Origin of the sequence: Thermomonas fusca DSM 15424, from assembly GCF_000423885.1 — a bacterium.
GTDB lineage: Bacteria > Pseudomonadota > Gammaproteobacteria > Xanthomonadales > Xanthomonadaceae > Thermomonas > Thermomonas fusca.
In genome coordinates, this window is record NZ_AUIV01000015.1 from 61,486 (window position 1) to 86,075 (window position 24,590).

24 protein-coding genes are annotated in these 24,590 nt (G+C 68.8%); 5 read left to right on the forward strand and 19 right to left on the reverse strand.

Features of this window, described 5'->3' with window-relative positions:
* Positions 1-9 precede the first annotated feature (9 nt).
* The 5 genes from ubiB to oleC form a co-directional block, all read right to left on the reverse strand.
* The gene (gene ubiB, locus G582_RS0108690; RefSeq protein WP_028839502.1) at positions 10-1,671 is read right to left on the reverse strand and encodes a ubiquinone biosynthesis regulatory protein kinase UbiB; all 1,662 of its coding nucleotides are present in this window, start codon (positions 1,669-1,671) and stop codon (positions 10-12) included.
* The gene (locus G582_RS0108695; protein ID WP_028839503.1) at positions 1,668-2,306 is read right to left on the reverse strand and encodes a ubiquinone biosynthesis accessory factor UbiJ; all 639 of its coding nucleotides are present in this window, start codon (positions 2,304-2,306) and stop codon (positions 1,668-1,670) included. Before G582_RS0108695 ends, ubiB begins: the two co-directional genes overlap by 4 nt.
* 55 nt (positions 2,307-2,361) lie before the next feature.
* Positions 2,362-2,517 (reverse strand): DUF1328 domain-containing protein, encoded by a 156-nt coding sequence (locus G582_RS17535; protein ID WP_028839504.1) that lies wholly within the window; start codon positions 2,515-2,517, stop codon positions 2,362-2,364.
* Between the two features lie 132 nt (positions 2,518-2,649).
* Positions 2,650-3,645, reverse strand: coding sequence for a 2-alkyl-3-oxoalkanoate reductase (oleD, locus tag G582_RS0108705; protein ID WP_028839505.1), 996 nt, complete (start codon positions 3,643-3,645; stop codon positions 2,650-2,652).
* The gene (gene oleC / locus G582_RS0108710) at positions 3,642-5,294 is read right to left on the reverse strand and encodes an olefin beta-lactone synthetase (protein ID WP_028839506.1); all 1,653 of its coding nucleotides are present in this window, start codon (positions 5,292-5,294) and stop codon (positions 3,642-3,644) included. The genes oleD and oleC overlap by 4 nt, the downstream gene beginning before the upstream one ends.
* Before the next feature lie 95 nt (positions 5,295-5,389).
* On the opposite strand from oleC, the gene G582_RS0108715 reads away from it, so the two are divergent.
* Both G582_RS0108715 and G582_RS0108720 read left to right on the forward strand, forming a co-directional pair.
* Positions 5,390-5,815, forward strand: coding sequence for a YkgJ family cysteine cluster protein (locus G582_RS0108715; protein ID WP_038053524.1), 426 nt, complete (start codon positions 5,390-5,392; stop codon positions 5,813-5,815).
* A gap of 79 nt (positions 5,816-5,894) precedes the next feature.
* A complete protein-coding gene (locus G582_RS0108720) occupies positions 5,895-6,632 on the forward strand; it encodes an SDR family NAD(P)-dependent oxidoreductase (protein WP_028839508.1) in 738 nt (245 codons plus the stop codon).
* Positions 6,633-6,786: 154 nt separating this feature from the next.
* Here the strand turns inward: G582_RS0108720 and G582_RS0108725 are convergent, their stop codons facing one another.
* The 10 genes from G582_RS0108725 to G582_RS0108770 all read right to left on the reverse strand — a co-directional run bounded on the left by G582_RS0108725 (position 6,787) and on the right by G582_RS0108770 (position 19,682).
* Positions 6,787-7,689, reverse strand: coding sequence for an alpha/beta fold hydrolase (locus tag G582_RS0108725; RefSeq protein WP_028839509.1), 903 nt, complete (start codon positions 7,687-7,689; stop codon positions 6,787-6,789).
* Between the two features lie 27 nt (positions 7,690-7,716).
* Positions 7,717-8,364: a class I SAM-dependent methyltransferase gene (locus G582_RS0108730; RefSeq protein ID WP_248642742.1), complete on the reverse strand. Its 648-nt coding sequence runs from the start codon at positions 8,362-8,364 to the stop codon at positions 7,717-7,719.
* A gap of 68 nt (positions 8,365-8,432) precedes the next feature.
* The gene (locus G582_RS0108735) at positions 8,433-9,134 is read right to left on the reverse strand and encodes a hypothetical protein (RefSeq protein ID WP_028839511.1); all 702 of its coding nucleotides are present in this window, start codon (positions 9,132-9,134) and stop codon (positions 8,433-8,435) included.
* A 161-nt stretch (positions 9,135-9,295) separates the two neighbouring features.
* The gene (locus tag G582_RS0108740) at positions 9,296-9,718 is read right to left on the reverse strand and encodes a hypothetical protein (RefSeq protein WP_028839512.1); all 423 of its coding nucleotides are present in this window, start codon (positions 9,716-9,718) and stop codon (positions 9,296-9,298) included.
* Positions 9,719-9,831: 113 nt separating this feature from the next.
* Positions 9,832-10,008 carry a hypothetical protein gene (locus tag G582_RS17915; RefSeq protein ID WP_156880379.1) on the reverse strand — a complete coding sequence of 59 codons (177 nt, stop codon included), beginning with the start codon at positions 10,006-10,008 and terminating at the stop codon, positions 9,832-9,834.
* Positions 10,009-10,157: 149 nt separating this feature from the next.
* Complete coding sequence (locus G582_RS16105) at positions 10,158-13,955, reverse strand: DNA methyltransferase (RefSeq protein ID WP_038053526.1); 3,798 nt, start codon at positions 13,953-13,955, stop codon at positions 10,158-10,160.
* Positions 13,952-15,121, reverse strand: coding sequence for a Fic family protein (locus tag G582_RS0108755; protein ID WP_028839513.1), 1,170 nt, complete (start codon positions 15,119-15,121; stop codon positions 13,952-13,954). Before G582_RS0108755 ends, G582_RS16105 begins: the two co-directional genes overlap by 4 nt.
* A gap of 90 nt (positions 15,122-15,211) precedes the next feature.
* On the reverse strand, positions 15,212-16,228 hold the full coding sequence (locus G582_RS0108760; protein ID WP_028839514.1) for a 3-oxoacyl-ACP synthase III: 1,017 nt from the start codon (positions 16,226-16,228) through the stop codon (positions 15,212-15,214).
* A 123-nt stretch (positions 16,229-16,351) separates the two neighbouring features.
* Complete coding sequence (locus G582_RS0108765; protein ID WP_028839515.1) at positions 16,352-16,666, reverse strand: DUF4156 domain-containing protein; 315 nt, start codon at positions 16,664-16,666, stop codon at positions 16,352-16,354.
* Positions 16,667-16,838: 172 nt separating this feature from the next.
* Positions 16,839-19,682: a M16 family metallopeptidase gene (locus tag G582_RS0108770; protein ID WP_028839516.1), complete on the reverse strand. Its 2,844-nt coding sequence runs from the start codon at positions 19,680-19,682 to the stop codon at positions 16,839-16,841.
* A 103-nt stretch (positions 19,683-19,785) separates the two neighbouring features.
* On the opposite strand from G582_RS0108770, the gene G582_RS18455 reads away from it, so the two are divergent.
* The 3 genes from G582_RS18455 to G582_RS0108785 all read left to right on the forward strand — a co-directional run bounded on the left by G582_RS18455 (position 19,786) and on the right by G582_RS0108785 (position 21,891).
* Positions 19,786-20,616 carry an SDR family oxidoreductase gene (locus tag G582_RS18455; RefSeq protein WP_028839517.1) on the forward strand — a complete coding sequence of 277 codons (831 nt, stop codon included), beginning with the start codon at positions 19,786-19,788 and terminating at the stop codon, positions 20,614-20,616.
* An 80-nt stretch (positions 20,617-20,696) separates the two neighbouring features.
* The gene (locus tag G582_RS0108780) at positions 20,697-21,176 is read left to right on the forward strand and encodes a tRNA (cytidine(34)-2'-O)-methyltransferase (RefSeq protein WP_028839518.1); all 480 of its coding nucleotides are present in this window, start codon (positions 20,697-20,699) and stop codon (positions 21,174-21,176) included.
* Positions 21,177-21,333: 157 nt separating this feature from the next.
* Positions 21,334-21,891, forward strand: a complete 558-nt coding sequence (locus G582_RS0108785; RefSeq protein WP_028839519.1) for a porin family protein — start codon at positions 21,334-21,336, stop codon at positions 21,889-21,891.
* 84 nt (positions 21,892-21,975) lie between these two features.
* On the opposite strand, the gene G582_RS0108790 is transcribed toward G582_RS0108785, so the two are convergent.
* The 4 genes from G582_RS0108790 to G582_RS0108805 form a co-directional block, all read right to left on the reverse strand.
* Positions 21,976-23,004, reverse strand: a complete 1,029-nt coding sequence (locus G582_RS0108790) for an NAD(P)H-dependent glycerol-3-phosphate dehydrogenase (RefSeq protein WP_028839520.1) — start codon at positions 23,002-23,004, stop codon at positions 21,976-21,978.
* A 10-nt stretch (positions 23,005-23,014) separates the two neighbouring features.
* A complete protein-coding gene (gene secB, locus G582_RS0108795) occupies positions 23,015-23,536 on the reverse strand; it encodes a protein-export chaperone SecB (RefSeq protein ID WP_028839521.1) in 522 nt (173 codons plus the stop codon).
* Positions 23,537-23,653: 117 nt separating this feature from the next.
* On the reverse strand, positions 23,654-24,088 hold the full coding sequence (locus G582_RS0108800) for a rhodanese-like domain-containing protein (RefSeq protein ID WP_028839522.1): 435 nt from the start codon (positions 24,086-24,088) through the stop codon (positions 23,654-23,656).
* 49 nt (positions 24,089-24,137) lie between these two features.
* A complete protein-coding gene (locus G582_RS0108805) occupies positions 24,138-24,554 on the reverse strand; it encodes a hypothetical protein (RefSeq protein ID WP_028839523.1) in 417 nt (138 codons plus the stop codon).
* Positions 24,555-24,590 lie beyond the last annotated feature (36 nt).

Below are 24,590 nucleotides of genomic sequence, written 5' to 3' on the forward strand. Positions count from 1 at the left end.
CCTGCGGCGTCAGGACTTGCGCACGCGCGGCCACGCCGCCAGCAGCGCCCACAGCCCGCCGATGCCGGCGATCCAGGTCGAGATCGGCAGCGCCAGCAGCTTCGGGCCGCCCGCCTCCAGCGCGTACAGCACCGCCGCCACGATCAGCAGGCCGACGCCGAGGATCGAGGCCACCACCCGCCGCTGCATCGCCGCCAGCGTCTGCGCGATCTCGCGCAGGTCGGTCGAACGCATGCTCAGCTCGTGCCCGCCCTGCACCTGCTGCTGCAGCCAGGCGTGCAGCAGGCGCGGCATTTCCGGCGCGCGGGTGACCAGCTCCGGCATCCGCTTGCGCAGCTCGCCGGCCAGCCGCTTCGGGCTGTAGCGCTCGGCAAGAATCGCCTCCAGCACCGGCCTTGCCACCGCCCAGATGTCGATCTTCGGATCCAGCTGGCGGCCCACGCCCTCGATGTTGAGCAGGGTCTTCTGCAGCAGGATCAGCTGCGGCTGCAGGGTGAGTTCGTAACGCTGCGCGGTGCGGAACAATTTCACCAGCACTTCCGCCAGCGAAATCTCGCTCAGCGGACGGGTGAAGTACGGCTCGCAGACCGCGCGCACCGCCGCTTCCAGCTCGTCGATGCGGATATGCGGCGGCATCCAGCCCGCCTGCACGTGCAGTTCGGCGATACGCCGGTAATCGCGGTTGAAGATGGCCATGAAGTTCTCGGCGAGCCAGTATTGGTCGTCGCTGGAAAGCTGGCCCATGATCCCGAAGTCCAGCGCGATGAAGCGCGGATCGGCCTTGCGCCCGGAGTCCACCCAGATGTTGCCGGCGTGGGCATCGGCGTGGAAGAAGTTGTCGCGGAATACCTGCTGGTAGAACACCCGCACACCCTTCGCCGCCAGCGCCTTGCGGTCGATCCCGGCGGCATCCAGTGCGGCGATGTCGTCGGACGGAATGCCGCGCACCCGCTCCATGGTCATCGCGCGCTCGGCGGTGTGGCTCCAGATCACTTCCGGCACGTACAGGTCCGGCGAGTCCAGCCAGTTGCGCCGCAGCAGGCTGGCGTTGCCGGCCTCGCGCTGCAGGTCGAGCTCGGCGGCCAGGGTGTTCTCGATCTCGGCGACGATCTCCCGCGGGCGGATCTTGTCGGCGCTCGGGTGAGTGCGGTCGACGATGCCGGCCACGTTCTTGAGCAGCGCGATATCGGAGGCGATCAGCCTGGCGATGTCCGGCCGCAGCACCTTGACCACCACCTCGCGGCCGTCGTGCAACGTGGCCGCATGCACCTGGGCGATGCTGGCGGAGGCCAGCGGGGTGGTATCGAACGCCGCATAGGCATCAGTGATGCCGCGACCCAGCGCCGCTTCCACCAGTGCGCGGGCCTGCACGCCGTCGAACGGCGCCACCCGGTCCTGCAGCTGGGTCAGCTCTTCGGCGATGTCCGGCGGCACCAGGTCGCGACGGGTCGAGAGGATCTGCCCGAACTTGACGAAAATCGGCCCCAGTTCCTGCAGCGCCAACCGCAGCCGCGCGCCGCGCGACTGGGTGGCCACTTCGCGCGAGGCGCGCGGCACGAACGGCCGCATCAGCTTGAGCCAGCGCTCGGCCGGGGTGCCATCCAGCAGGTCGTCCAGCCGGTAGCGCAGCAGCACCCGGCCGATTTTCCACGCACGCAGCGCCGACCTCATGCGGCCAGGCCCCGCTCGCGGTGCAGCCGGACGATCTTGGCGGCGATCCGCTCGACATCATCACGCAGCGCATCCACGTCGTCGTGGAAAGCATCGAGCTCGGCGCGCGGCACCACGTCGCGGCTTTCCTCGGTGACGTATTCGGCCGCCATGCCGGCAAGGTTGCGGCCGGCGATTTGCGCCTGCTGCAGTGCCACGCGCACGGCCTTGGCAATCTGCACGCCGAGCACTTCGCCGAACACTTGGACGAACGGCAGCTGCCAGTCGGGATCGAAGCCCTGCGCCAGCTTCTGCAGCCGGCGCGCCAGTTCGGCATCGCCCTCGATGCGCAGCTTGCCCACCGGTGGCGCGTTGCTGCTGCGGAACATCGGAAGCTGCTGGATCAGCCCGCCCAGGGTGGCGCGCACGCCCAGGTCGGGCTCGACATCGGCATCCGGCGGGCCCACCCGCAGGGCCTGGTCTTCCACCCGTACCTGCAGCGCCAGCGGGGGCGAGGCCAGGATCAGCACGACCCGCTGGCCGTCCAGCGCACGCAGGCCGGTGCGGGTATCTTCATCCAGCGCCAGCGCGCGGTTGAGCGCCAGCTCCAGCGCGCGGCCGGCGGGTTTTTTCCAGTTGAAGGCGGGCTCGGTCATGGGCGCATTGTAGGGCCGCTGGCGCGATGGCAGCGCCCACCTGAAAGCGGAGTGTTCAGGCCCGTTTGCGCAGGTAGGCAGCCACCGCCAGGATCAGGAACACGACGAACAGCACCTTGGCGATGTGGGCCGCCATGCCGGCCAGTCCGCTGAACCCGGGGAAGGCGGCGATCAGCGCGATGACCATGAAAACAACGGCGTAATGCAGGATCGGACCCTTCCATTTGGCCGCGCCGGATCGACGCGTCGCCAGCTGGCCGCGCAGCGATCACATCGGAGTGAAAGCGCACCCGCCGGGCTGGCGGCGGAGCCGCGGCCGGGCGCCGCCGCGCGCTGTCGCGAATCAGCGTGCCAGCGAAGCCTGCAGGCGCGCCAGTCCCTCGGCCATCGTCACTTTCGGCAGGTAGCCGAAGTCGCGCGTGGCCGGCGCCATCGAATACCAGTGCGCGGTGCTCAGCTGCTCGGCCAGGAAGCGGGTCATCGGTGGGTCGCCGCGCAGCGGCAGCGCGGTCCACAGCGCTTCACAGACTGCACCGATCGCATAGGCGGCGCGGAACGGCAGGGTTGCATGCACTTCCGGTGCACCCGCCGCGCGCAGCAGGCCGTTGAGCACGTCGCGCAGCGGCCAGGGGTCGCCGTTGCTGATGAAGTAGGCGCGGCCGGCGCAGGTGGCGCCCGCATGCAGGTGATCCAGTGCATCCACGTGGGCTTGCGCGGCGTTGTCGATGTAGGTGGTGTCGACCAGGTTGTCGCCGCTGCCCACCAGCCGCAGGCGGCCGCTGCGGGCGCGCTCCACCAGCTTGGGCAGGATCTGGGTGTCGCCCGGCCCCCAGATCAGCCGGGGGCGCAGCGCGATGGTGGCCAGCGCCGCGTCGTTGGCGGCCAGGACTTCGCGTTCGGCGATGATTTTCGTCGTGGCGTAATGCGCCTTCACGCCCTCGCCGTAGGGCACTTCGTCAGCCGACGCGCCTTCCACCGGATGGGTCGCGCGATGGGCAACGCTGGGGGTGGAGGTGTGGACCAGCCGGCCGATCGCGTGCGCGCGGCAGGCGGCGATCACGTTGCGGGTGCCGGTCACGTTGGCATCGAAATAGCTCTGGTAACTGCCCCAGGTGCCGGCCTTGGCGGCGTTGTGCAGCACCGCGTCGAAGCCTTCCGCGAACGCCGCCAGCACCGCTTCGCGGTCGGCCAGGTCGCCCTGCAGCTGGCGCACGCCCAGTGCGTCCAGCGCCGCGTGGCGGCTGCGGCTGAAGCTGGCGACCTCTTGTCCCCGCGCCAGCAGCGCGCGGCACAGCGCCTGGCCGAGGAAACCGCCGCCACCGGTGACGAGCAGCTTCATGCCCTGCCCCCCGCGGGTTGCGCCGCCGCCCATGCCGCCAGCTTCTCGCGGCCGATCTTGGCGTTGTGGCGGATGTCCACCGGGAAGGCTTTGGGGTGGTGCAGGAAGCGCTCGATCCTGGCGGTGTGCACGAAGCCTTCCGCGATGTGGCGCAGCTCGTCGGCGACTTCCGCCACCTCGGCCTGCGCGCCCGGCTTCAGTTCGAACACCAGCACCGGCGTCTGCGCGCCCTTGGCACCGATGCCGACCAGCGCCGTGCGCAGCACCTGCGGGTGGGTGTTGAATACCGGTTCGACCTGCTCGGTGCACAGCGTGGTCTGCGCATCGACGACCACCCGCTGCGACTTGCGCCCGCAGAACCACAGCCGGCCTTCGCCGTCGAACCAGCCGAGGTCGCCCATGCGGTGGACGATGCGCGTGCTGCCATCGGGCAGGGTTTCGCGGATCTTCGCCAGCGCGGTCTGCGCGTCGCGGTTGAAGTAGGTGTCGGTGGCGCTGGGACCGGCGACGGTGATTTCGCCGACCTGCCCGGGCGCGACCTGCAGTGCGTCGTTCCAGTGGGGAATCGCGGCGTCGTCGATGCGGATGATGCGCACGGTGTTGCCGGGTACAGGCCGGCCCACGCAGGTGCCCGCGCCCGCTTCGGTGCGCGCGCGCAGGATCAGCAGTTCGCGGCCCTCGATCACCGCCACCGGCAGGCATTCGGTGGCGCCGTAGGGAGTCCACAGCTGCGCATCGGCCGGCAGCAGCTCCAGCATCCGCCGCACCACGTCGGGCGGCACCGGCGCCCCGGCGCTGGTCACGCGCTTCACGGTGGGCAGCTTTTCGCCGTGCGCGGCCAGTACGCCCATCAGTGCCGGAGAGCCGAACAGCTGGGTCACGCCGAAGCGTTCGATCGCCGCGTGCAGCTTGCGCGGATCGGCCTTGGCCGGGCGCGTGGGGTCCATGTCGGGAATGATGCTGGTCAGCCCCAGCGCGGGGTCGAACAGGGCAAACGGCGGGAAGGTGGGGAAATCGATGCCGCCCGCGCCGATCCCGAACGCCTCTCCCAGCATCGCGATCTGGGCGACGAAGTGCCGGTGCCGGTACACCACGCCCTTGGGCACGCCGGTGCTGCCGCTGGTGAATAGGATCGCGGCCACGTCCTCGCCGTCGGTCGCGGCCAGCTGCGGGCCGGCGCCGGCGCCTTCGGCCTCGACGCGCGCCAGGGTGGTGTCGGCCAGCAGCGGCCAGCGTCCGGTGCTGATGCGCACCGATGCTGATTTCGCCCAGCCCAGCAGCGCCTTCGCCAGCATGGCCAGCGGAATGCCGATGAACGCTTCCGGCCGCGCCTCGTCCAGGCACTGTTTAAGCGCGCGCTTGTCGATGCCGGGATCCACCAGTACCGGCACCGCGCCGGCCTTGAACAGCGCGAACATCAGCAGGAAGAACTCCGGCGTCGGCCGCACCATCACCACCGCGCGGGTGCCGCGACGGATGCCGCGTCCGGCAAGGCCCGCGGCGATGGCGTCGCTGCGCGCGTCCAGCTGGGCATAGGTCAGCGCCACCTCATAGCGGCCGCGCGCGCCGGGGCAGCGCATCGCCACCTGGTCGGGGTGCTGGCGGGCCAGCCGCGGCAGCGCGGCGGCGATGTTGCAGGGTTCGGTCATGCCGGCATTATCGCCCGCCCCCCTTGCGCGCCGGCCCGGCACGGAAAAAAATCGCGTCCCTGTCCCGATCTTCGCCGCGCAAGGCCCGGCCTTCCATGCATCCCTGCCTGACCTGCGGCGCCTGCTGCACCCAGTACCGCGTTGCCTTCCACTGGATGGAATCGGACGAGGTCACGCCCGGCGGCGTGCCGGCCGCGCTCACCGAGAAACTCGACGGCCACCGCCTGTGCATGCAGGGCACCTTCTCCGCGCCGATCCGCTGCGTGGCGCTGGATGCCGACATCGGCAAGTACTCGCGCTGCAGCATCCATCCCAACCGGCCATCGGTCTGCCGCGAGGTCGAAGCCTCGTTCGAATTCGGCCGCCCCAGCGCGCAGTGCGACAAGGCGCGGCTGGCGTTCGGCCTGCACGTGCTGACTGCCGCCGACTGGCGCTGGCGCGACTGCGCCGACAACGACGACCACCCGGACGACAGCGGCAACAGCCCGTTGCCGCCTGCGATGCCGCCCGTCGCCGCCTGAGCGTCCGGTTGATCCCGATCAAAACGCCCGCCGGCACGGGCGCGCAGGCTGGCCATCCACCCATGCGGAGGAGTGCGAGATGAGCGGAAAACTGGAAGGCAAGGTCGCCCTGGTCACCGGCGGCGCGCGCGGGATCGGCGCGGCCATCGTCCGCCGGCTGCACGCCGATGGCGCCCGCGTTGCGATCACCGATGTGCTGGACGATGCCGGCCGCGCGCTGGCGGCGGAACTGGGCGAACGCACCGCGTATTTCCACCACGACGTCGGCGACGAAGCCGCGTGGGTGGATACGCTGGCAGCGGCCACCGCCCGCTTCGGCGGCCTGCACGTGCTGGTCAACAACGCCGGCATCTTCCATCCCGGCCAGATCGCCGACGCTGCGGTCAGCGACGTCGAGCAGCAGTTCCGGGTCAACCAGCTGGGCCCCTTCCTCGGCATGAAGCATGCGCAGGCGCCGTTGCGCGCGGCTGGCGGCGGCAGCATCGTCAACATCAGCTCGATCGCCGGCCAGCTGGGCTTCCCCAACGCGGCCGCCTACGTGGGCACCAAGTGGGCGGTGCGCGGGATGACCAAGACCGCCGCGCTGGAACTGGCGCCCGCGCAGATCCGGGTGAACTCGGTGCATCCGGGTTTCATCGACACGCCGATGCTGGACAACAACCCGCCGGAGGCCAACCAGGCCGGCATCGAAGCCACGCCGCTCAAGCGCATCGGCAAGCCCGAGGAAATCGCCGCCGCGGTGGCCTTCCTGGCCGGCCCGGATGCCGGCTTCGTCACCGGCGCGGAGCTGACGGTGGACGGCGGCTGGATTCTCTAACGCCAGCAATCACCGCGGGAGCCGGCCAGCCGGACGGCAGCGGCCTCGCAAGTCGCTCCCCGATACTCGCTTGGTTGCGAGGCCGCTGCCGTCCGGCTGGCCTCGCAACTTGTGGTGCCGTCCTTCCGTCGATACTCCCGCGGTGGAACAACCGCTACAGCGGATTGCGCTCCAGGAACGCCCGGACCAGCGGCACCAGCAGCTCGTGCTTGTCCTCCAGCGCGTAGTGGCCGGCATCGGCATACGCATGCACTTCCGCGTTCGGCAGCGCGTTGCGGAAGCCGTCGAGGAAGTGCTTGTCGAACACGAAATCGCGCAGCCCCCAGCCGATGAACGCCGGCCGGTCCGCATAGCCCGGCAGCGCCTTCGCGCTGGCCTGCACCAGAGGCATCGCACGGTCGCCGTCGTGCAGCGGGATGTCCTGCATGAAGCGCAGGGTGGAGATCGCCCTGTCCCAGCCGTCGTACACGCCGGCATAGGCGGCGCGCACGTCCTTCGGCAACGAACGCTTCGTGCCCATCCACGCCGCGCCGCGCGCGAACAGGTTGAGGCGGCGGATCAGCCAGCCACCCAGGCGCGAATCACGCCCCATCGCCAGCCGCGCCGGGAAGCGCTTGGCCGGTGGCAGCGGGAAAGCGGCGGTATTGGTGATGACCAGCCGCTTGATGCGCGCGGGATCGCGCAGCGCCCAGCCGAAGCCGATCATCCCGCCCCAGTCGTGCACCGCCAGCGTCACCGGGCCATCGATGCCGAGATGCCTCAGCAGCGCATCCACATCGTCGATCCGCGACTGCAGGGTGTAGTCGTAGGTCGGCCGCGCCGATGGTGCGTCATCCGGCCGGTCGCTCAGGCCCATGCCGACATGGTCCGGCACGATGCAGCGGTACTTGTCGCGCAAGCCGGCCACCAGATGCCGCCAATAGAAACTCCACGACGGATTGCCGTGCAACATCACGACCACCTCGCCGTCGCGCGGGCCTTCATCGAGGAAGGACATGGCGATGCCGGGGCGGACTTCGAAGCGTTGCGGGGTGAACGGATAGTCGGGGAAGCGCATCCGCCCATTGTAGGCGGTGCGCCGGCCTCAGCCCTGCTTGCGCAGCAGGAAGGCCTGGCTTTCCACCTGCTCCAGCGCGAATCCGAAACGCACCGCCAGCCAGTCGAAGGTGGCCAGCCGGTGGAAGCTGACGTGGGTGCGGTCGTCGCGGTAGCGCCAGCGCAGGAAGTTCGCCGGCAGTTCCGGCGCCAGCTGGGTCATCACCCCCAGCCAGCCACCCGGACGCACCAGCGACGCCAGCTGCGTCCAGCCCACCAGCGGGTCGCGGAAGTGCTCCACCACCTCGGTGCAGGTCACGAAATCGTACTGCGCGTCCAGCAGCGCCGCGTCGGGCGCGTAGCACGGGTCGTAATCGGCCATCGCCATGCCCGCCTCGCGCAGCATGATCGACAGCACCGGCCCCGGCCCGCAGCCGAAATCCAGTCCGCGCATGCCCGGCGCCAGTTTGGCCAGCAACGGATGGGCCAGCCTTGCCAGGAAAGCGCGATAGCGCGCATCGGCGGGGTCGTTCCGGTGCAGGTCGTAGATCGCGCGTTCGTCTTCCGGCGACAGCTGCGACGCCGGGTCGGCCGACACCAGCCCGCAGCCCGGGCATTCGAAGTAGCGCCGTGCGCGGTCCTCGCAGAAGGCGCGGGTCGCATTCCCGCACAGCGGGCAGATGGCGGGGGCCGCCACTTCGCTGTGCCCGGCACGATCGCACTCGGCCCGACCGACCGAATGCGGCCCTGCACCCGCTGCCCCCATCAACCGCAGCTCGTCTTGAACGACGCCGACTCGCCACCCGACACGGACAACAGGCTGATCCGGCATTCACGGCCAGCGGCGCCGCGATAGGTAATGGACTCGCCACTTTGCAGGAATTTCCGCTGGTCGCCGGCGCCCGCGGCGCTCACGGTCACATACGCCCCACCGCTGGAAACACCTCGGACGCCCAGCACCGATGAGGCATCCAGCGCCAGTCCGGTGTTCTGGGACAGGATGATGTCGTAGCCGCCACTCACCCCCGCCTGCTGGCCCGCTACCTGCGACAGGCGCACGTTCTCCTGCTTGGCCAGGGCCAGCTGCGCCATCAGCCCCGCATTGGCGGATTTCATCTCGCTGACCGCGCTCCTGACCTGCGACAGCGCCTGCCGTCCGTTGCCCTCCACTGAACTGCCCAGCGCGTCCAGGCTGCCCTGCAGCTTCTTGAACGCGGCGTCCTGGTCCTGCTTCATCTGCACCAGGTAGGCGTCGGGATCGCGGAACTTGTCGCGCACATAGCCATAGGCCTCGCTGCCGCCCACGCCCAGGGCCAGCAGCACCAACGCGACCAGCGTCCGCTTGACCGGCTCGCCGTGCTCGGCGCTGTCGCGCTGGCCCCAGTACCACTGCAGCGCGCGCCGCAGCATGCCCGGCCGTGCGGCTGCCGCCGGCGCCATCGCCGGGCTGTTCTCGTTGTCTGCCATTGCATCCCCCTGTTGACGTCACGGTGCGAGCCGGCGCGCTCCCCGCCGCCCCACCGGAGGATAGCCAGCGGCGCGGGGATTCTCCAAGCCACCCCACTTCATCGGGCTGCGGATGGCGTCCGCCGCCCCACCGTCGTGGTTCCCGCGAGAACTCCGGGCGGCTAGACCAGCCAGCCGCGCGCGCTGGCCTTGCGCGCCAGCAGCAGCAGCGCGATACCGATCAGCAGCACTACGCCCTGCATCACCACCGCCACCGGGCCGGCCAGGGTGGCGCCGTCCACCAGCACGAACAGCCCGAAGTCCTGTACCAGGATGCCCAGCAGGGAGATCGCCAGCACGGCCACTGCCCACTTCCGGCGCAACAGCAGCCCCAGGCAGCCCAGCACGCCGCCAAACACCGCAAGCCCGGTGGCAGCCACCGCCCACGCCGGGCGCGCGGCATACAGCGCCTGTTGCGCCTCGGGCAGTTGCGCCACGTCCGCGGGCGACAGGCGCAGATCCGCGAAGAACGCCACGCAGCCCAGCACGTTCCACAACAGCGCCAGCACTGCGACCACCTTGAACCAAGCGGGTACTGCGTTCATTGCGGACTCCCCAGGACGTGATCGGTACAGGCAGTGGGCCAGATGTCGGCCGGACGAGCAACACGGTTCGCACACAACCTCCCGGGCGTCGTTCTGCAGTTCCCGCCACCGCTCTACCCCAGCCCCGCCGCCACCCACACCAGGCCGACCACCAGCCACGCCACCGCGACCAGCCACACCGCCAGCGGCCAGCGCGTGCCGGGCGGGTCCGCGCGCCGGCCCCGCACCACCGTGACCACCACGAAGGCGCTGGCGAGGCCGAACAGGCCCGCCACCCACGCCGACACCATCACGTAGGTGCTGCCGCCGGGGCCAGCAGCGCATGCCAGGCGAAGACGCCTGCGAACAACAAGGCCCCGCACAACAGCCCTGCCGATGCGGGGAGCAGGACGCGGTCGCGGAGGCGACGCGGTGCGCTGCCTTTGCCGCCCATCGCGCGCTACCGCCCCGCCGCGTAAGTACCGTCTTCGCGGGCGTCCGCGCGCCCCAGCGCCACCAGCATGTCCAGCAGCTGCGGCAGGCGTTTTTTCCACGGGCCGCGGGCGGTGAAGCGGTTGCCGATGTCGTCCAGGGTGAGGGGTGCGGGGCTGGCGGCCAGCAGGTCGGCGACCGCGCGGACCTGCTCCACGGTGTCCTTGGGCCAGGGTGCGGGCTTGCTGGCGGCAGGCGTGGCGGGCGCGCTTTCGTCCTCGTCGGCGGTGCTGGTATCGAAGCTGGCCTGCTCGGGGGCGGGCGCGTCGGTGGCCGCTCCGCGGGCCTGCGGGTTCTGGAACGCGGGGCGCAGCCAGCGGATATGGCCGCGGGCTTCCTCGGCGGCGCGTTCGGCGTTGAGGGCGACCAGGCGTTCGAGGATGGCGTCGTCGAAGGCGCGCTTGGCGTCAGCTTGTGCTCCCTCCCTTGCTTGCAGGGGAGGGCTGGGGAGGGGTTGTTCCTGGTCTGAATGCTCAGCGCTGCGCGCATCGCACCCCCTCCCAACCTCCCCCTGCACGCAGGGGGAGGAGCCAATCGCATGGTTGCCGTGACCTATGCGCAGCAGGGGCAGCAGGTCGGACCAGCCGTAGGCGCCGAGGACGGCGGCGTCGAGGTCGTCGTGGAGCTGGCGCAGGACGGAGACCAGGCCCTGTTCGTGGATCGTGCGTTCCTTGGCGGTGAGGGGCTGCCCGCTGCGGAGTTTGTCCAGCACGTTGTACATGCCGGTCAGGGTGAGGTCGGGGTATTGGGCTTGTTGGCGCTTGCGGTGGGTGTCGAGTTGTTCGGCGAGGGTGCGGATGCGGTCGGAGGGGTATTCGCCGATCACCGGATTCTGGCGCACGGTGCCATCGGACGAAGTAATGGTGCCGCCCCCCATGGGGCCGCAGTACTTATCGAGGAAATGGAAATCCGGGAGAGGAAAGGTTTCAAAACACTGGGTCTTGTTGTAGCGGGGGCGACTTTCCAACGTGCCGCCAGTCGCAAGCGCCCAAACCACGTGAATCTCACTCGAAAGTACGCCTAGTGTCTCGGCCCGCTCATCAGCCACCGTGACTAGCGAACTGTCCGGCGTTACGTCGATAGGCAGGAACACGAAGAACCGATGCTTCGATGTTTCCAGGGTTGCGATATAGCGCGACAAGCCGGCCGTGGCAGTCCGGAATTGCTGCCGCGGATGCCCGATGACCCACCATCGATCCCGGAAGATCGCATTGCGATTAAGGTCGCGCTCCGGCTTCGCCCTCTCCAAAAGGTGTTGATACGCCGCCGGATATCGGGCACGCACTTGATCCACTTCCAGTCCGAAGAAATCGATTACGTAGAGATTTCGCGGGCTCTGCGACACGTCGCGACCGTTTATATACGGCCGGATGTGGCGCTCCAGTTCGGGCACGACACCGAGTCCCAGCGCCATTGCCCGGTCGCGCTCAACCTGAAATGCGGCGCCGATGGTTTTCATTCCCACCGAGCACAGATCTGCGTTGGCGTCCAGCGGGACGGCTTGCGTCAGATCGACGCCCACCGTCAGATCGGCATTGATGCGTCCAGTTTGCGCTTGAGTTGAAATGACGAGGTCGTCGTTGCCTTCTTCCGCTTCGGCGCGTTCCCCTATCACAGCGACGAGGCGACCCGACTTCCGCCCTGCTTCCCCAACGGTCATCGCGATGCGCACGGCGGCGCCATCCTCGCTATCAACCCACGGGTGATCGGGCACGGCAAACACCAATGACAGCGGCGGAGTGCCGACCAGATGCGGCTCCACAGCGCGGCGCACATAGGCTTGCCGCAAGCTGTTGGTGGTAATCAACCCGAACCGTTGCAGCGCCCCCCGCGCCGTCAACAACGCAGCGTGATGCCACCAGCGCATAACGAAGTCGGTCGCCTGCGAAACCTCCGGCCACGCTTCATGGATCGCATCAACGTAGCCATCACCAAGCGCGTCGCGCATTCGCTTAGAACCAATAAACGGCGGATTCCCAACCACGAAATCCGCCGCTGGCCACGCCGCCTTACGCGGGTTTACGTAACGCTCCACCGGCTTGCGCGCGCTCTCGTCCGGAATCTTCTCGCCGGTCACCGGCGAGACCTTCATCGTCTCCCCGTCCCAGCGCGTCACCGGCACGCCGTGCGCGTCGGTCACGTACTCCACGCGGTCATACGCCAGCACCGCGTCACGGTTCTCGATGTTGCGGAAGTCGCGGATCACCGGCTGCGGCGGGCGCACGTCGCCGCGGGTGCGGAAGTGCCATTGCAGGTAGCCGATCCACAGCACCACCTCGGCAATCGCGGCGGCGCGCGGGTTCAGCTCGATACCCAACAGGTTGTGCGGGTCCACGGTCTGGGCCTCCGTCGAGATGGCGCGCTCGCCGCCGATATCCAGCCCGGTCTGCTCGGAAACGCCTAGCCTGCTCAAGCCGAATTCTTCCAGCGTGTTGAGCACCTCGCCTTCCAGGCGCTTGAGGTGCTCCAGGGTGACGTACAAAAAGTTGCCGCTGCCGCAGGCCGGGTCCAGCACGCGCACGCCACACAGTCGCTTGTGGAAATCCAGCAGGATGTCGCGGGCCTTGTGGAGTTCCGCGTTGTATTGCTTCAAGCGCTCGGCGTTGGACTTCATGCCGGTGCCGCGCATGCCTTCTTCGCGCGCCAACTCGGCTTCCGCCAACTGCACCAGCGCGGCAGCCTTGGCATCGCTCCATTCGCCGCGCAGCGGTTCGATCACGGTGGGCAGCACCAGCCGTTCCACGTAGGCGCGCGGGGTGTAGTGGGCGCCCAGCTTGTGGCGCTCGCCGGGGCTCAGCGCGCGCTCCAGCAGGGTGCCGAAGATGGCCGGTTCCACGTGCTTCCAGTCGGCGCGGGCGGCGTCGATCAGCAGGTCGATCTGCGGTTTGTCCAGCGGCAGGGTATCGGGCTGCTTGAACAGCTTGCCGTTGAAGCGCAGCACGTCGGCGGCCAGTACCGCCGAGAAGCCGCCGCCGTCCATGTCGCGCCACAGCTGGGCCAGCATGCGCATGGCCACCTCGGGCTTCTCCGCATGCGTCTGCAACAGGCTGCGGAAGCTGTCCTTCGGCAACAGGCGCACGTCTTCGGCAAACATGGTGAACAGGCAGCGCATCAGGAACTGCGCCACGGCTTCGGCATCGTGGCCGCTGCGTTCCAGCGACTTGGCCAGTTCCGCCAGGCGCGCGGCGATCTCGCGGGTGACGCGGGCGGATTCGCGGCTGGGGTCCAGCGCCAGCGGCTCCAGCCAGACCTTGCGCAGGCGTTCGCGGATGGCGGCATCGCGCAGGTCGTCCAGCGCGATGCGGTGGCTGCGCGGGTCCGGGAACGGCACGTAGCTGCCGCCGCTGCGGCTGAATTCGGAATACAGCTCGATGCGGTGGCCCACGTCCACCACCACCAGGAACGGCGGCCGGCCTTCGGCGGCAGGCAACGCGCGGGCGTAGTTCTGCGCCTGCGAATGCGCGCGCAGCATGGCTTCGTCGAAGCCACGGGTGTGCGCGCCGGCCTTCAGCTTTTTCGACTCCAGCACGAACGCCCCGCGCCGGTACAAGTCCACGCGGCCCGGACTCTTGCTGCCATCGGCATGGTGGAACGTCAGCGGGCGCTCGAACATGTAGTCCTGTTCGGCGGTGGCGTGCGGGCGCTCCACGCCCAGCAGCTCACACAGCTCGATCAGGAAACTCTGCGAGGTGGACAACTCGCTGGCGGCGGTGCCTTTCCACTTGGCGATGAAGGCATCGGCGGCTTGCGCGGCGGCATCGGTCACAGCGGTTGTGCCCCTTCGTTGAGGATTTCGAAATAGCGCTGGTAGGCGAACACCCGGTTGCGCTGCTGGCCGGTCAACTCGTTGAGGATGTCCATGTTTTGCAGGGTACGGATGGCCGAACGCACGGTGGGCGCGCTCAGGGCGAGTTGCGGGAGTATCTGCGGCACACCCAGCAACACCCGGCGCGCGAACAGTTCAAACACCAGACCGACATTGCCGGCGCGGCTGCCCAGCGCCGCGATGCGCGCGCGGTCCGCGGCCAGCAAGGCCAGCAGGCGTTGCGCGGTGTCCACGGCTTGTTGCGCGGTGTCGGCCACGCCATCCAGGAAAAAGCCCAACCAGCCTTCCCAGTCGCCAGCCACGCGCACCGCATTCAAGTGGTCGTAGTAGGCGGCGCGCTGGCGCTTGAAGTACAGGCTGAGGTACAGATTGGGCTCGCGCAGCACGCCTTCGTTGCACAGGATCAGCGCGATCAGCAGCCGGCCCAGGCGGCCGTTGCCGTCGTTGAAGGGATGGATGGTCTCGAACTGCACGTGCGCCAGCGCCGCCTTTACCAGTGGCGGCATTTCCCCGCGCGGGGCATGCAGGAAGCGCTCGAAGCTTGCCAAGGCCTCCGGCAGCGCGTCCGGCGGCGGCGGGATGAAATGCGCCAGCGCGCCGAAGCCTCCACCCACGAACACTTGGCCGGTGCGGAATTCGCCCGGATGCTTGTTGCCGCCGCGACCGCCCTGCAGTAGGAGCGCATGCATTTCGCGGATCAGGCGCAAGGACAGCGGAAAGTCGTCCTCGCGCAGGCGACGCAGGCCATGGTTGAGCGCGGAGACGTAGTTGGACACCTCCTCGACGTCGTCCAGCGGCACGCCGGGTGCTTCGTCCAGCTCGTACAGCAGCAGATCGGACAGCGAGGACTGCGTTCCTTCAATCTGCGAGGACAGCAAGGCTTCCTTGCGGACGTACTGGTAAAGGAACAGCTGCGGATCCGGCAACATCAAGGTGATGCCGTCGAGCCGCCCCAAGGCTTGGTCGGCCCGCTCCTTGCGCGCGATGAGTTCATTGCCCGTCAGATCCAGCGGCGGATCGGGCGGCAGGGGCGACGGAATAAACGCCTGGTAGCGGCTTTCCGCCATCGAGCCGGGGACATAGCGCCCGGTAATGCGCGTACCCATCAACTTTCCTTGCGCGCCAGTGACGGCATCACAAGGAAAATATCACACCCATTTTTTACTTAAAAGAACCCAAGTACAGGCCTTGGGAAATCACCACTCCACTTCCGCCATCGAGCAGTTCAACCCCGAGCCGATGCCGAGCAGGGCGACGCGGCTGCCCTTCTTCAGGCGGCCCATCTCGCGCAGCTTGCTCAGCACGATCGGCACGCTGGCCGGGCCGATGTTGCCGTGTTCGGCAAAGATGGTCATGACCTTCTTGGGGTCGATGCCCATGGCCTTGGTGAAGGCGGCGGTGTGGACCTTGCTGACCTGGTGGATGACGAACTCGTCCAGCTCGCCGGCCACCCAGCCCAGCTTGAGCTTGGCCACCTCGAAGGTCTTGGTGGCCAGCTTGATGCCCTCGATCAGCAGCAGGCGGGTGTCGGTGATCATGCCGTCGAGGTTGCCGCGGCAGAGCTTGTTCCACTCGGTGGCGGCACGGGTGACGCCGCCCTTGTAGCGCGGCGCGCCGGGCGCCAGTTCGCTGCGCGCCAGCACCATCGCGGCAGCACCGGAGCCCAGCGTGAGCGTGGCCATTTCGCTGCGGAAGTCGGCTTCGGTGACGTCGGTGCGGGTCATGCGCTCCAGCGTTTTTTCGTAGGCCATGTTGGCGGTTTCGCCATCGACCACCAGCGCGTAGTCGATCTCGCCGCGCTCGATCATGCGGCTGGCGATGTCCATGCCGTTGATGAAGGCCAGGCAGGCGTTGGCGACGTCGAAGTTCTGGCAGGTGTCGGGCAGGCCGAGATTGCCGCTGACGATGGAAGCGGTGGAAGGCTCCAGGTAGTCGCGGCTGACCGAGGTGTTGACCAGCAGGCCGACCTTGTCCGGGTCGATGCCGGCATCGGCCAGCGCCTTCACGCCGGCCAGGGTGGCGGCGTCGGAAGCCTGCACGTTGTCGTCCCACAGGCGGCGCGCATGCACGCCGGCGATGTCGCCGAGCACGTCGACGCGGATACCCAGCCGATCCAGCGTGGGCCGCAGGCGCGCGTTGATCTCATCCGACGACAAACGACGCGGCGCGTCGATGTGGGCCAAGCCGGCAATGGCGACATGTTGGAACAGCATGGGGTGGCACTCGCACTGGCGCCAAGGCGGCGCCGGAACCGCATAGGATAGCGCCTTGTCAAACCATGCGGTTGCGTACTGTGGAAACTGCGGGCGCAGTCACACCCGCCGCTAGCCGCGCATTCAGTTGCAGCGCCACATCGCCCAGCGCTGGCTGCCATCTTCCGGCGGGCCCAGCGGGCTGATCCGGTTGGCATTCAGGCCGGGGGCCTCGTTGCGGGCCAGCAGCTCCAGCTCGTCGCGCACGCGTGTGTCGTCGCGCTCGTAGAAGCCCACCCGATGGGTGATGGACACCGCCACGTCGCCGCGTTTCTCGCAGCCGGTGGGCGCGACCGACAGCACCTTCACCTGCTGCGCGCCGGGCGCCATCTTCACGAAGGTGCAGGCAGGCAGGGCAAGCACCAGCAGGACGGCGGCAAAGCGGATCGGCAGGGGCATGCTCGGGTTCCCGAAAAAAAAGAAGACGCACCGGATTGTGGCCCGGTGCGTCTGAATCGTGCAAAAGCGACCCCTCCCCTACCCTCCCCTGCAGGCAGGGGAGGAAGACAAGAGCCGGCATCGCAGCGCGCGGCTCCGCCCCCTGCAAGCAGGGAGGGAGTGGGGCGATGGCTTACTTCTTCGCCACCGGCTTGCCGTCGGCGTCGACGATGGTGACCTCGCCCAGGTTCAGCGCGCGGATCGGCGCTTCGGTCTTGGACAGGTCGCCCACCACCACCCAGGTCAGGCCGGCCGGGTCCAGCGCCTTGGCCGCGGCGTTGACCTGTTCGGGGGTCATCGCCTCGATCTCCGCCGTGCGCTGGAACACGTAGTCGTCCGGGCGGCTGTACAGCACGTTGCTGGCGATGGTGCTCATCACCGAGGACGCGGTTTCGTAGGCACCGGGCAGGGTCAGGGTGAGCACCTTTTCCATGCCTTCCACCTCATCCTTGCTGGCCGGGGCCTTGCCGCTGGCGTAATCGGCCAGCTCGCGCTGGATTTCCGCCATCGCCTCGCCGGTCTTGTCGATCTGCACCGGCGCCGAGGCGCTCCACAGGCGCTGGCCGAGCGAACCGCCGGCCCCGCTGCGGGCGCCGTATGACCAGTGCTTGTCCTCGCGCAGGTTCATGTTCAGGCGGGCGGTGAAGTCGCCGCCGACGATCATGTTGGCCATGTCGTACTGCACGGTCTTCGGATCGGCGCTGGACGGCAGGGTCTTGGCGGCAACGATGTTGGCCTGCACCGCACCCGGCTGGTCGATCAGGAACACCCGCGGCTTGGCCTGCGCGGCCACCTGCGGGATCGCAGCGGCGGCGCTGGCATTGCCGCTGGCCTTCCAGCCGCCGAAGTTCTTCTCCAGCACCGGCACGATCTCGGCCAGGGTGGTATCGCCCACCACCACCAGGGTGGCGTCCTGCGGACGCAGCGCGCCGGCATGCCAGCCCTGCAGGTCGGTGCGGGTCAGCCCGGCGATGGACGCCTCGGTGCCGCTGCCGGTGCGCGGGGCGGCGTAGGGATGGCCGGCGCCGAACACCAGGCCCGGCAGCACGCGCTGGATGATGCCGTTCGGGTTGGCCTTCTCCTGCTTGATGCCGGCGATCCACTGCCCGCGCACGCGCTCGATGTCGGCCTGCTCGAAGCGCGGCTTGCGCAGCATGTCGGCGAACAGGGTCACCGATGGTTCCAGGTTCTGCTTCAGCGCCGACAGGTAGGCGCTGCTGCTGTCCAGGCTGGCGCTGGCGCCCAGGTTGGCACCCAGCGACTGCGCGCGGTCTGCGAAGGCCAGCGCATTGAGGTCGCCGGCGCCTTCGTCCAGCAGGCTCATGGTGAAGCTGGCCATGCCCGGCTTACCGTTCGGGTCGGCCGCCTGGCCGCCGCGGAACTCGTAGCTCATCTGCACCACCGGGATGTCATGGCGCTCGGCCAGCACCACCTTGGTGCCGTTGCTGAGGGTGGCGTGCTGCTGCTGCGGGAACTTCAGGTCGGGGAAGCTGGCCGGCATCGGCACGCCGGTCTTGCGATCGACGGAGGAGGCGACGGTCTTGTACTTCGCATCTGCCTTCGGGGTCTGGAACGGGGTCGGGGTGGCCGCGGGCTCTTCCTGCAGCGCCACGCGCTTGCCCGGGTTCACCACCAGCGTGTGGCTGCCCTTGCCGGCGCCCAGCCAGGCATTGCCGGTGGCGCGCAGCGCCTCCGGCGTGGCCTCGGCCAGGGTCTTCAGGCTTTCGCGGAAGCAGCCGGGATCACCCATGAACACGGCGCATTCGGCCAGCGCATCGGCCTTGCCACCGAAGCCGCCGATACGCTCGACGCCGCGGATCCAGCCGGCCTCGACGGCGGTGCGGTTGCGCGCCACTTCCTCGGCGGTGGGGCCTTCGGCCAGCAGCTTCTTCAGCTCCTCGTCGATGGCCGCTTCCACCTTGGCCACGTCCACGCCCTGCTTCACCGCGGCGGTGATCATGAAGGTGCTGCTGAGCTGCGAGCCGTAGGCGCCGGCGCTGACGTTGTCGACCAGCTTGTCCTGGTGCACCAGCCGCTTGTCCAGGCGCGAGGACTTGGCGCCGCCCAGGATCTGCGCGAGCAGCTGCAGGCGGTCGAGATCCGGCTGGCCGTATTCGGCCACGTTCCACACCCGGTAGATGCGCGACTGCGGCACCTGGTCGGTCATTTCCGAGCGCGAATCGGCGCTACGCGCGGCCACGTCCACCTTCGGCTGGGCCATGCTCGGGCCGGCCGGGATGTCGCCGAAGAACTTCGCCACCTTGTCCTTGGCGGTGGCGAGGTCGATGTCGCCGGCCAGCACCAGCACCGCATTATTCGGGCCGTACCAGGTCTTGAACCAGGTCTTCACGTCCGCAAGCGAAGCGGCGTTGAGGTCGTTCATCGAACCGATGGTGCTGTGGTGGTACGGGTGGCCCTTGGGGTACATCGTCGCGCCCAGCACGTCCCAGACCTGGCCGTAGGGCTGGTTCTCGCCCTGGCGCTTCTCGTTCTGGACCACGCCGCGCTGCTCGTCCAGGGTCTTCTGGTCGATCGCGCCCAGCAAGTGGCCCATGCGGTCGGATTCCATCCACAGCGCGGTGTCCAGCGCGGTTGTGGGCACGTTCTCGAAGTAGTTGGTGCGGTCGGAGTTGGTGGTGCCGTTCTGGTTGGTGGCGCCGATGGCCTTGAACGGGGTGAAGAATTCGCCCGGCGCGTTTTCGCTGCCGTTGAACATCAGGTGCTCGAACAGGTGGGCGAAGCCGGTGCGGCCGGCCGGTTCGTCCTTGCTGCCCACGTGGTACCAGACATTGACCGCCACGATGGGGGCCTTGCGGTCGGTGTGGACCACCACGCGCAGGCCGTTCGGCAAGGTGAAGGTCTCGTAGGGGATGTCGACGGCCGGGGCGCTGGAGGCCCGTGCGGTGGGGGCGTAACCGCCGGCGGTCAGGGCAGTGGCGAGCGCAAGCGCAAGCGCGGCGGGACGAAGCACGGACATGGGCAACTCCTGTGGGAAACAACGTGACGGACAGCGACTTTCCCATGATAGACCGCGTGCATGGCCGATACACTAGGCCGGAAGCCATCCCCGGGAGTCCCGCATGAGCCGCACCGTCCTTGTCACCGGCGCCAACCGCGGCATCGGCCTGGCGTTCGCGGGCCAGCTGCTGGCGCGCGGCGACCACGTCATCGCCACCTGCCGCCACCCCGGCAAGGCCGCTGCGCTGAACGCGCTGGGAGGCGAGCATCCCGGCCGGCTGCACGTGCTGCCGCTGGACGTCGCCAACGACAGATCCCGCGCCGAGCTGGTGCGCGAACTGCCGCTGGTCCTCGGTGAGGACGGACGCCTGGATCTGCTCATCAACAACGCCGGCGTGCTGCATTCGGGCGAGCGCTTCGGCCAGCTGCGGCAGGAGACGCTGGAAGACAGCCTGCGCATCAACGCCATCGGCCCGTTGCTGCTCGCGCAGGCGGTGGCGCCGTTGCTGCGGGACGGCAACCGCGCTGCCGGCGGCAACGAGGATGTCGCGGGCACGGGCACCACCGGAGCCGTGATCAACCAAGCGAATCACGTGGAGCGACTTGATCATGGCTCCGGTGGTGCCCGTGCGGCGGATACCACAAGCAGCGGTCCTGCCCTGCGTTCGGGTTTCGCGGGCAGCGGCGGCGCGAACCGCTTCGGCGCACCCAGCTATGCCATCAGCAAGGCCGCGCAGAACATGGCCAGCGCGCAGCTGGCGCAGGCGCTGGCCGCGCGCGGCATCGTGGTGCTGTCGCTGCACCCGGGCTGGGTACAGACCGACATGGGCGGCGGGAAGGCACCCGATGCGCCGGCCGACGTGGTCGCGGGCATGCTGCGGCTGATCGACGCCGCCACGCCCGCGCAGTCCGGCCAATTCTTCGACTGGCGCGGCGAAGTACTGCCGTGGTGACGTTGACGAATTCACTCGCTTGCAAAGCACCCCTCCCCAGCCCTCCCCTTCGCTGCGCGAAAGGGAGGGAGTAGGAACACATGCCGCACGTCATCCTGCATCGCCCGGAAATCCCGCCCAACACCGGCAACGTGATCCGCCTGTGCGCCAATACCGGCGCGCAGCTGCACCTGGTGCGCCCGCTCGGCTTCGACATCGACGACCGCCAGCTGAAACGCGCCGGGCTGGACTACCACGAGTACGCGCGCATGCAGGTGCACGACGACCTCGATGCCGCACTGGCCGCGATCACCGGCCAGGCGGGCACGCCGCCGCGGGTGTTCGCGCTGTCCACGCGTGGGCGCGTGCGCTTCGATGCGCCGGACTATCGCGAGCACGATGCCTTCCTGTTCGGCAGCGAAACCGCGGGCCTGCCGCCGGAGGTGCTGGCAAGCATTCCCGAAGCGCAGCGCCTGCGCCTGCCGATGCGGCCGGACAACCGCAGCCTCAACCTGTCCAACGCAGTGGCTGTAATGGTGTTCGAGGCCTGGCGGCAGGCGGGTTTCGCGGGCGGCGAATAGCGCCTGCGGCAGGCGCGCGCGAAGTACAACACCCAACCCGAATGACGGCTGTACCGTGCCGGGCGGGATTCAGTCCATGTTGTGACCGGGCGCAAAGAATGCCCGCAAGTCCCGCCGATCCGGCTGGACGGAAAACAACAACATGGAGGTCCACCTCATGAAGCGTCACATCCTTGCCTTCGCCCTCGCCGCCGCCATGCCCTTCGCCGCCTCCGCGGCCGACGGCATCAAGTACAACTACGTGCAGGGCGGCTACGTCGCCACCAACACCGACGCCGGCGACGCCGACGGCTGGGGCCTGCGCGGCTCGGTGGCCGTGCACCCGAACTTCCACCTGTTCGCCGACTACGCCAACCAGAAGATCGACAACACCAGCGTCGATTTCGACCAGTGGCGGGTGGGCGGCGGCTACAACCGCAGCATCTCCGACCGCACCGATTTCGTAGGCCAGCTGGCCTACGAGAAGCTGGATGCCGGCGCCGGCATCAAGGCCGAGGGCTACAGCGCCGAAGCCGGCGTGCGCAGCATGATGACCCCGAACATCGAGGGTTACGCGATGCTGGGCTACCAGGACGGCGACGATTTCGACGGCGATGCCTACGGCCGCCTGGGCGCAGCGGTCAAGTTCAACCAGAACTGGGGCGCCGCGGCCGAGGTCAAGCTGGTCAACGGCGGCGATACCCAGTGGTTCGTTGGCCCGCGCTTCACCTGGTAAGGCATCCGCCAAGCCATGCAAAAACGCCCGGCATTGCCGGGCGTTTTCTTTTGCGCGTGGTGCGATCCGCGCAGCTTCGGCGGATCAGCCGAACAGCGACTGCGGGTATTCCGCCTTGCGCTCGCGCGCCATCAGCCGCGCCAGCCCTTCCGCCGGCGTGACCGTGCCGTGCAGCACGTCGCGCACGCCTTCGGCGATCGGCAGTTCGATGCCGTGGGCATTGGCCAGCCGCATCACTTCGTCGGCGGTCTGCAGGGATTCCACCACCTGGCCGATCTCGCGCACCGCATCGGCGATCGTGGCGCCGCGCCCCAGCGCCAGGCCCAGCCGGCGGTTGCGCGACAGGTCCCCTGTGCAGGTCAGCACCAGATCGCCAAGACCGGCCAGGCCCATCAGGGTTTCCGGGCGCCCGCCGAGGGCGATGTTGAGGCGCAGCATCTCGTTGAGGCCGCGGGTGATCAGGCCGGCGCGGGCGTTCAGGCCCAGCCCCATGCCGTCGGCCACGCCGGTGGCCACCGCCAGCACGTTCTTCATCGCCCCGCCGAGTTCGGCGCCGCGCATGTCGTTGCCGGTGTAGGCGCGGAACGCCGGGCCGTGCAGCGCGTCGGCCACCTGCCGGCAGAACGCGGCATCGTCGGAATGGACGGTCAGCGCGGTGGGCAGGCCCTCGGCCACTTCCTTGGCGAACGAAGGTCCGGTGACCACAGCCAGCGGCACCTCATTGCCCAGCATTTCGGCGGCGACTTCATGCAGGAAACGCCCGCTGCCGGGCTCGAAGCCCTTGGTAGCCCAGGCCACGCCGGCCTGCGGCGGGCGCAGCGGCGCCAGCGCGCGCAGGGTTTCGGCGAAGGCGTGCGAGGGCACCACCACCAGCACCAGCTCGGCGTCGGCCAGCGCTTCGTGCAGCGAGGTGGTGGCGCGCAGCGCGCCCGGCAGGACGATGCCGGGCAGGTAGCGCGGGTTCTCGCCGCCGCCCTCGATGGCCGCCACGGTGGCGACATCGCGGCCCCACAGCACGGTGGGATGTTCGTGGCGGGCGATCAGCGCCGCCAGCGCGGTGCCCCAGGAGCCCGCGCCGAGGACCGCGACCTTCGGTTTGGCAGACGCCGTCATGCGTCGCGGATCAGGCGTTGCCGGCGGTTTCGGCGTCGGCCAGCGAGTCGCCCTGCGACATCTGCGCAACGCGCTGGCGCAGGGTCTCGGCGTACAGCGCCTCGAAGTTGATCGGCTGCATCGGGAACGGCGGGAAACCGCCCGAGGTGATCAGCTGGCCGATGGTGGCCGAAGCGTAGGGGTACAGGATGTTCGGGCACTGGATGCCCAGCATCGCGTCCAGCATCTGGTCGTCCATGCCGCCGAGGCCGAACACGCCGGCCTGCTCGACTTCGGCCAGATAGGCGGTCTTGTCGTTCAGGGTGCAGGTCAGGGTGATGCCCAGGCTGACTTCGAACGCATTGTCGGCCAGGCGCTGCACCTTCTGGTTCAGCTTCATCTGCAGGTCCGGCTGGCCCTGTTCGTTGAACACCTGCGGCGCATTCGGCGCTTCGAAGGAGACGTCCTTCACGTACAGCTTTTCGACGGTGAAGGTCGGGCCCTGCTGGGCGTCGGCGGCCGGCACGATGCCGTTCAGGTTTTCATCGGACATGGGAATTCTCGAGTGCAGCGAAGGAAATGGGAAACGTCGATTATCGCACCGAACCCGGTGCGGCCCTTCCGACGTGGGGCGTGCGGGCGCGGAACACAAGCCCGCCGCAGGGCCGGATCAGCGGCCCTTGACCAGCGGCAGGTCGGCGCCCTGCCAGGCCTGGATGCCGCCTTCCAGCACGCTGACGTGGGCGAAACCGGCCTTGCGCAGGCGCTTGGCGGCGCCGCTGGCGGTCTGCCCGACCCGGCACACCAGCACCACCGGCAGCGCCTTGGCGGCGGCCAGCTGCTTGTGCTCGGGGTCGAACTGGCTGGGCTGGACGTTCTTCGAGCCGGCGATATGGCCCTTCTCGAACTCGCCGGGCGCACGCAGGTCCACCACCAGCGCGTTGTCGCGGTTGATCAGCCCGGTCAGCTGGGCCGGGCCAATCCGGCGCACACCGCCCAACAGAGTGGCAAGCTCGTTGCCGATGAGGGCAACGGTGATGCCGGCCAGGGCCAGCGACAGCATGGGGTGGCGGCCGGCAAAGGCGGCCAGTTCGGCGAAGGTCACGGCATCGACCGGTCAAGACGGGGCGGCAATTGTAGCCGCACCTCGCGCCTCATTCGCCCCACAGGTCTGGCAGGCCGCTGACCAGCCACCAGCTGCGCGAGGGTTCGTCGTAGCGCCAACGCTCGCGGTAGCGCACGCTGCGCTCGGCCAGGGTGTTGCGGTTGATGACGCCGATCTCGATGTCGCGCACCACCTCGCCGTTGCCCAGGGTGGTGCCGCCGCTGTCGCGGTAGGACGAGATCTGCACCTGCTTGTAGCGGGAGAAATCGATGTCGGTGAGCGGATGTTCCTTGCGCACCTTGGGATCGACCAGGTTCCACGCGCCTTCGAAATCCCCCCAGCGGATCGCCGCCGAATAGCTGTACTGCGCCTCGTCCAGCGCACTGCCCTTGCTCGCGGACTTGGGGCAACCGGCCAGCAGGGCCAGGCAGCACAGCAACAGGCAGCGCAGCAGCCATCGGGACATCGGGATTCTCCGCCAGGGGACGACGCATCCTAACCG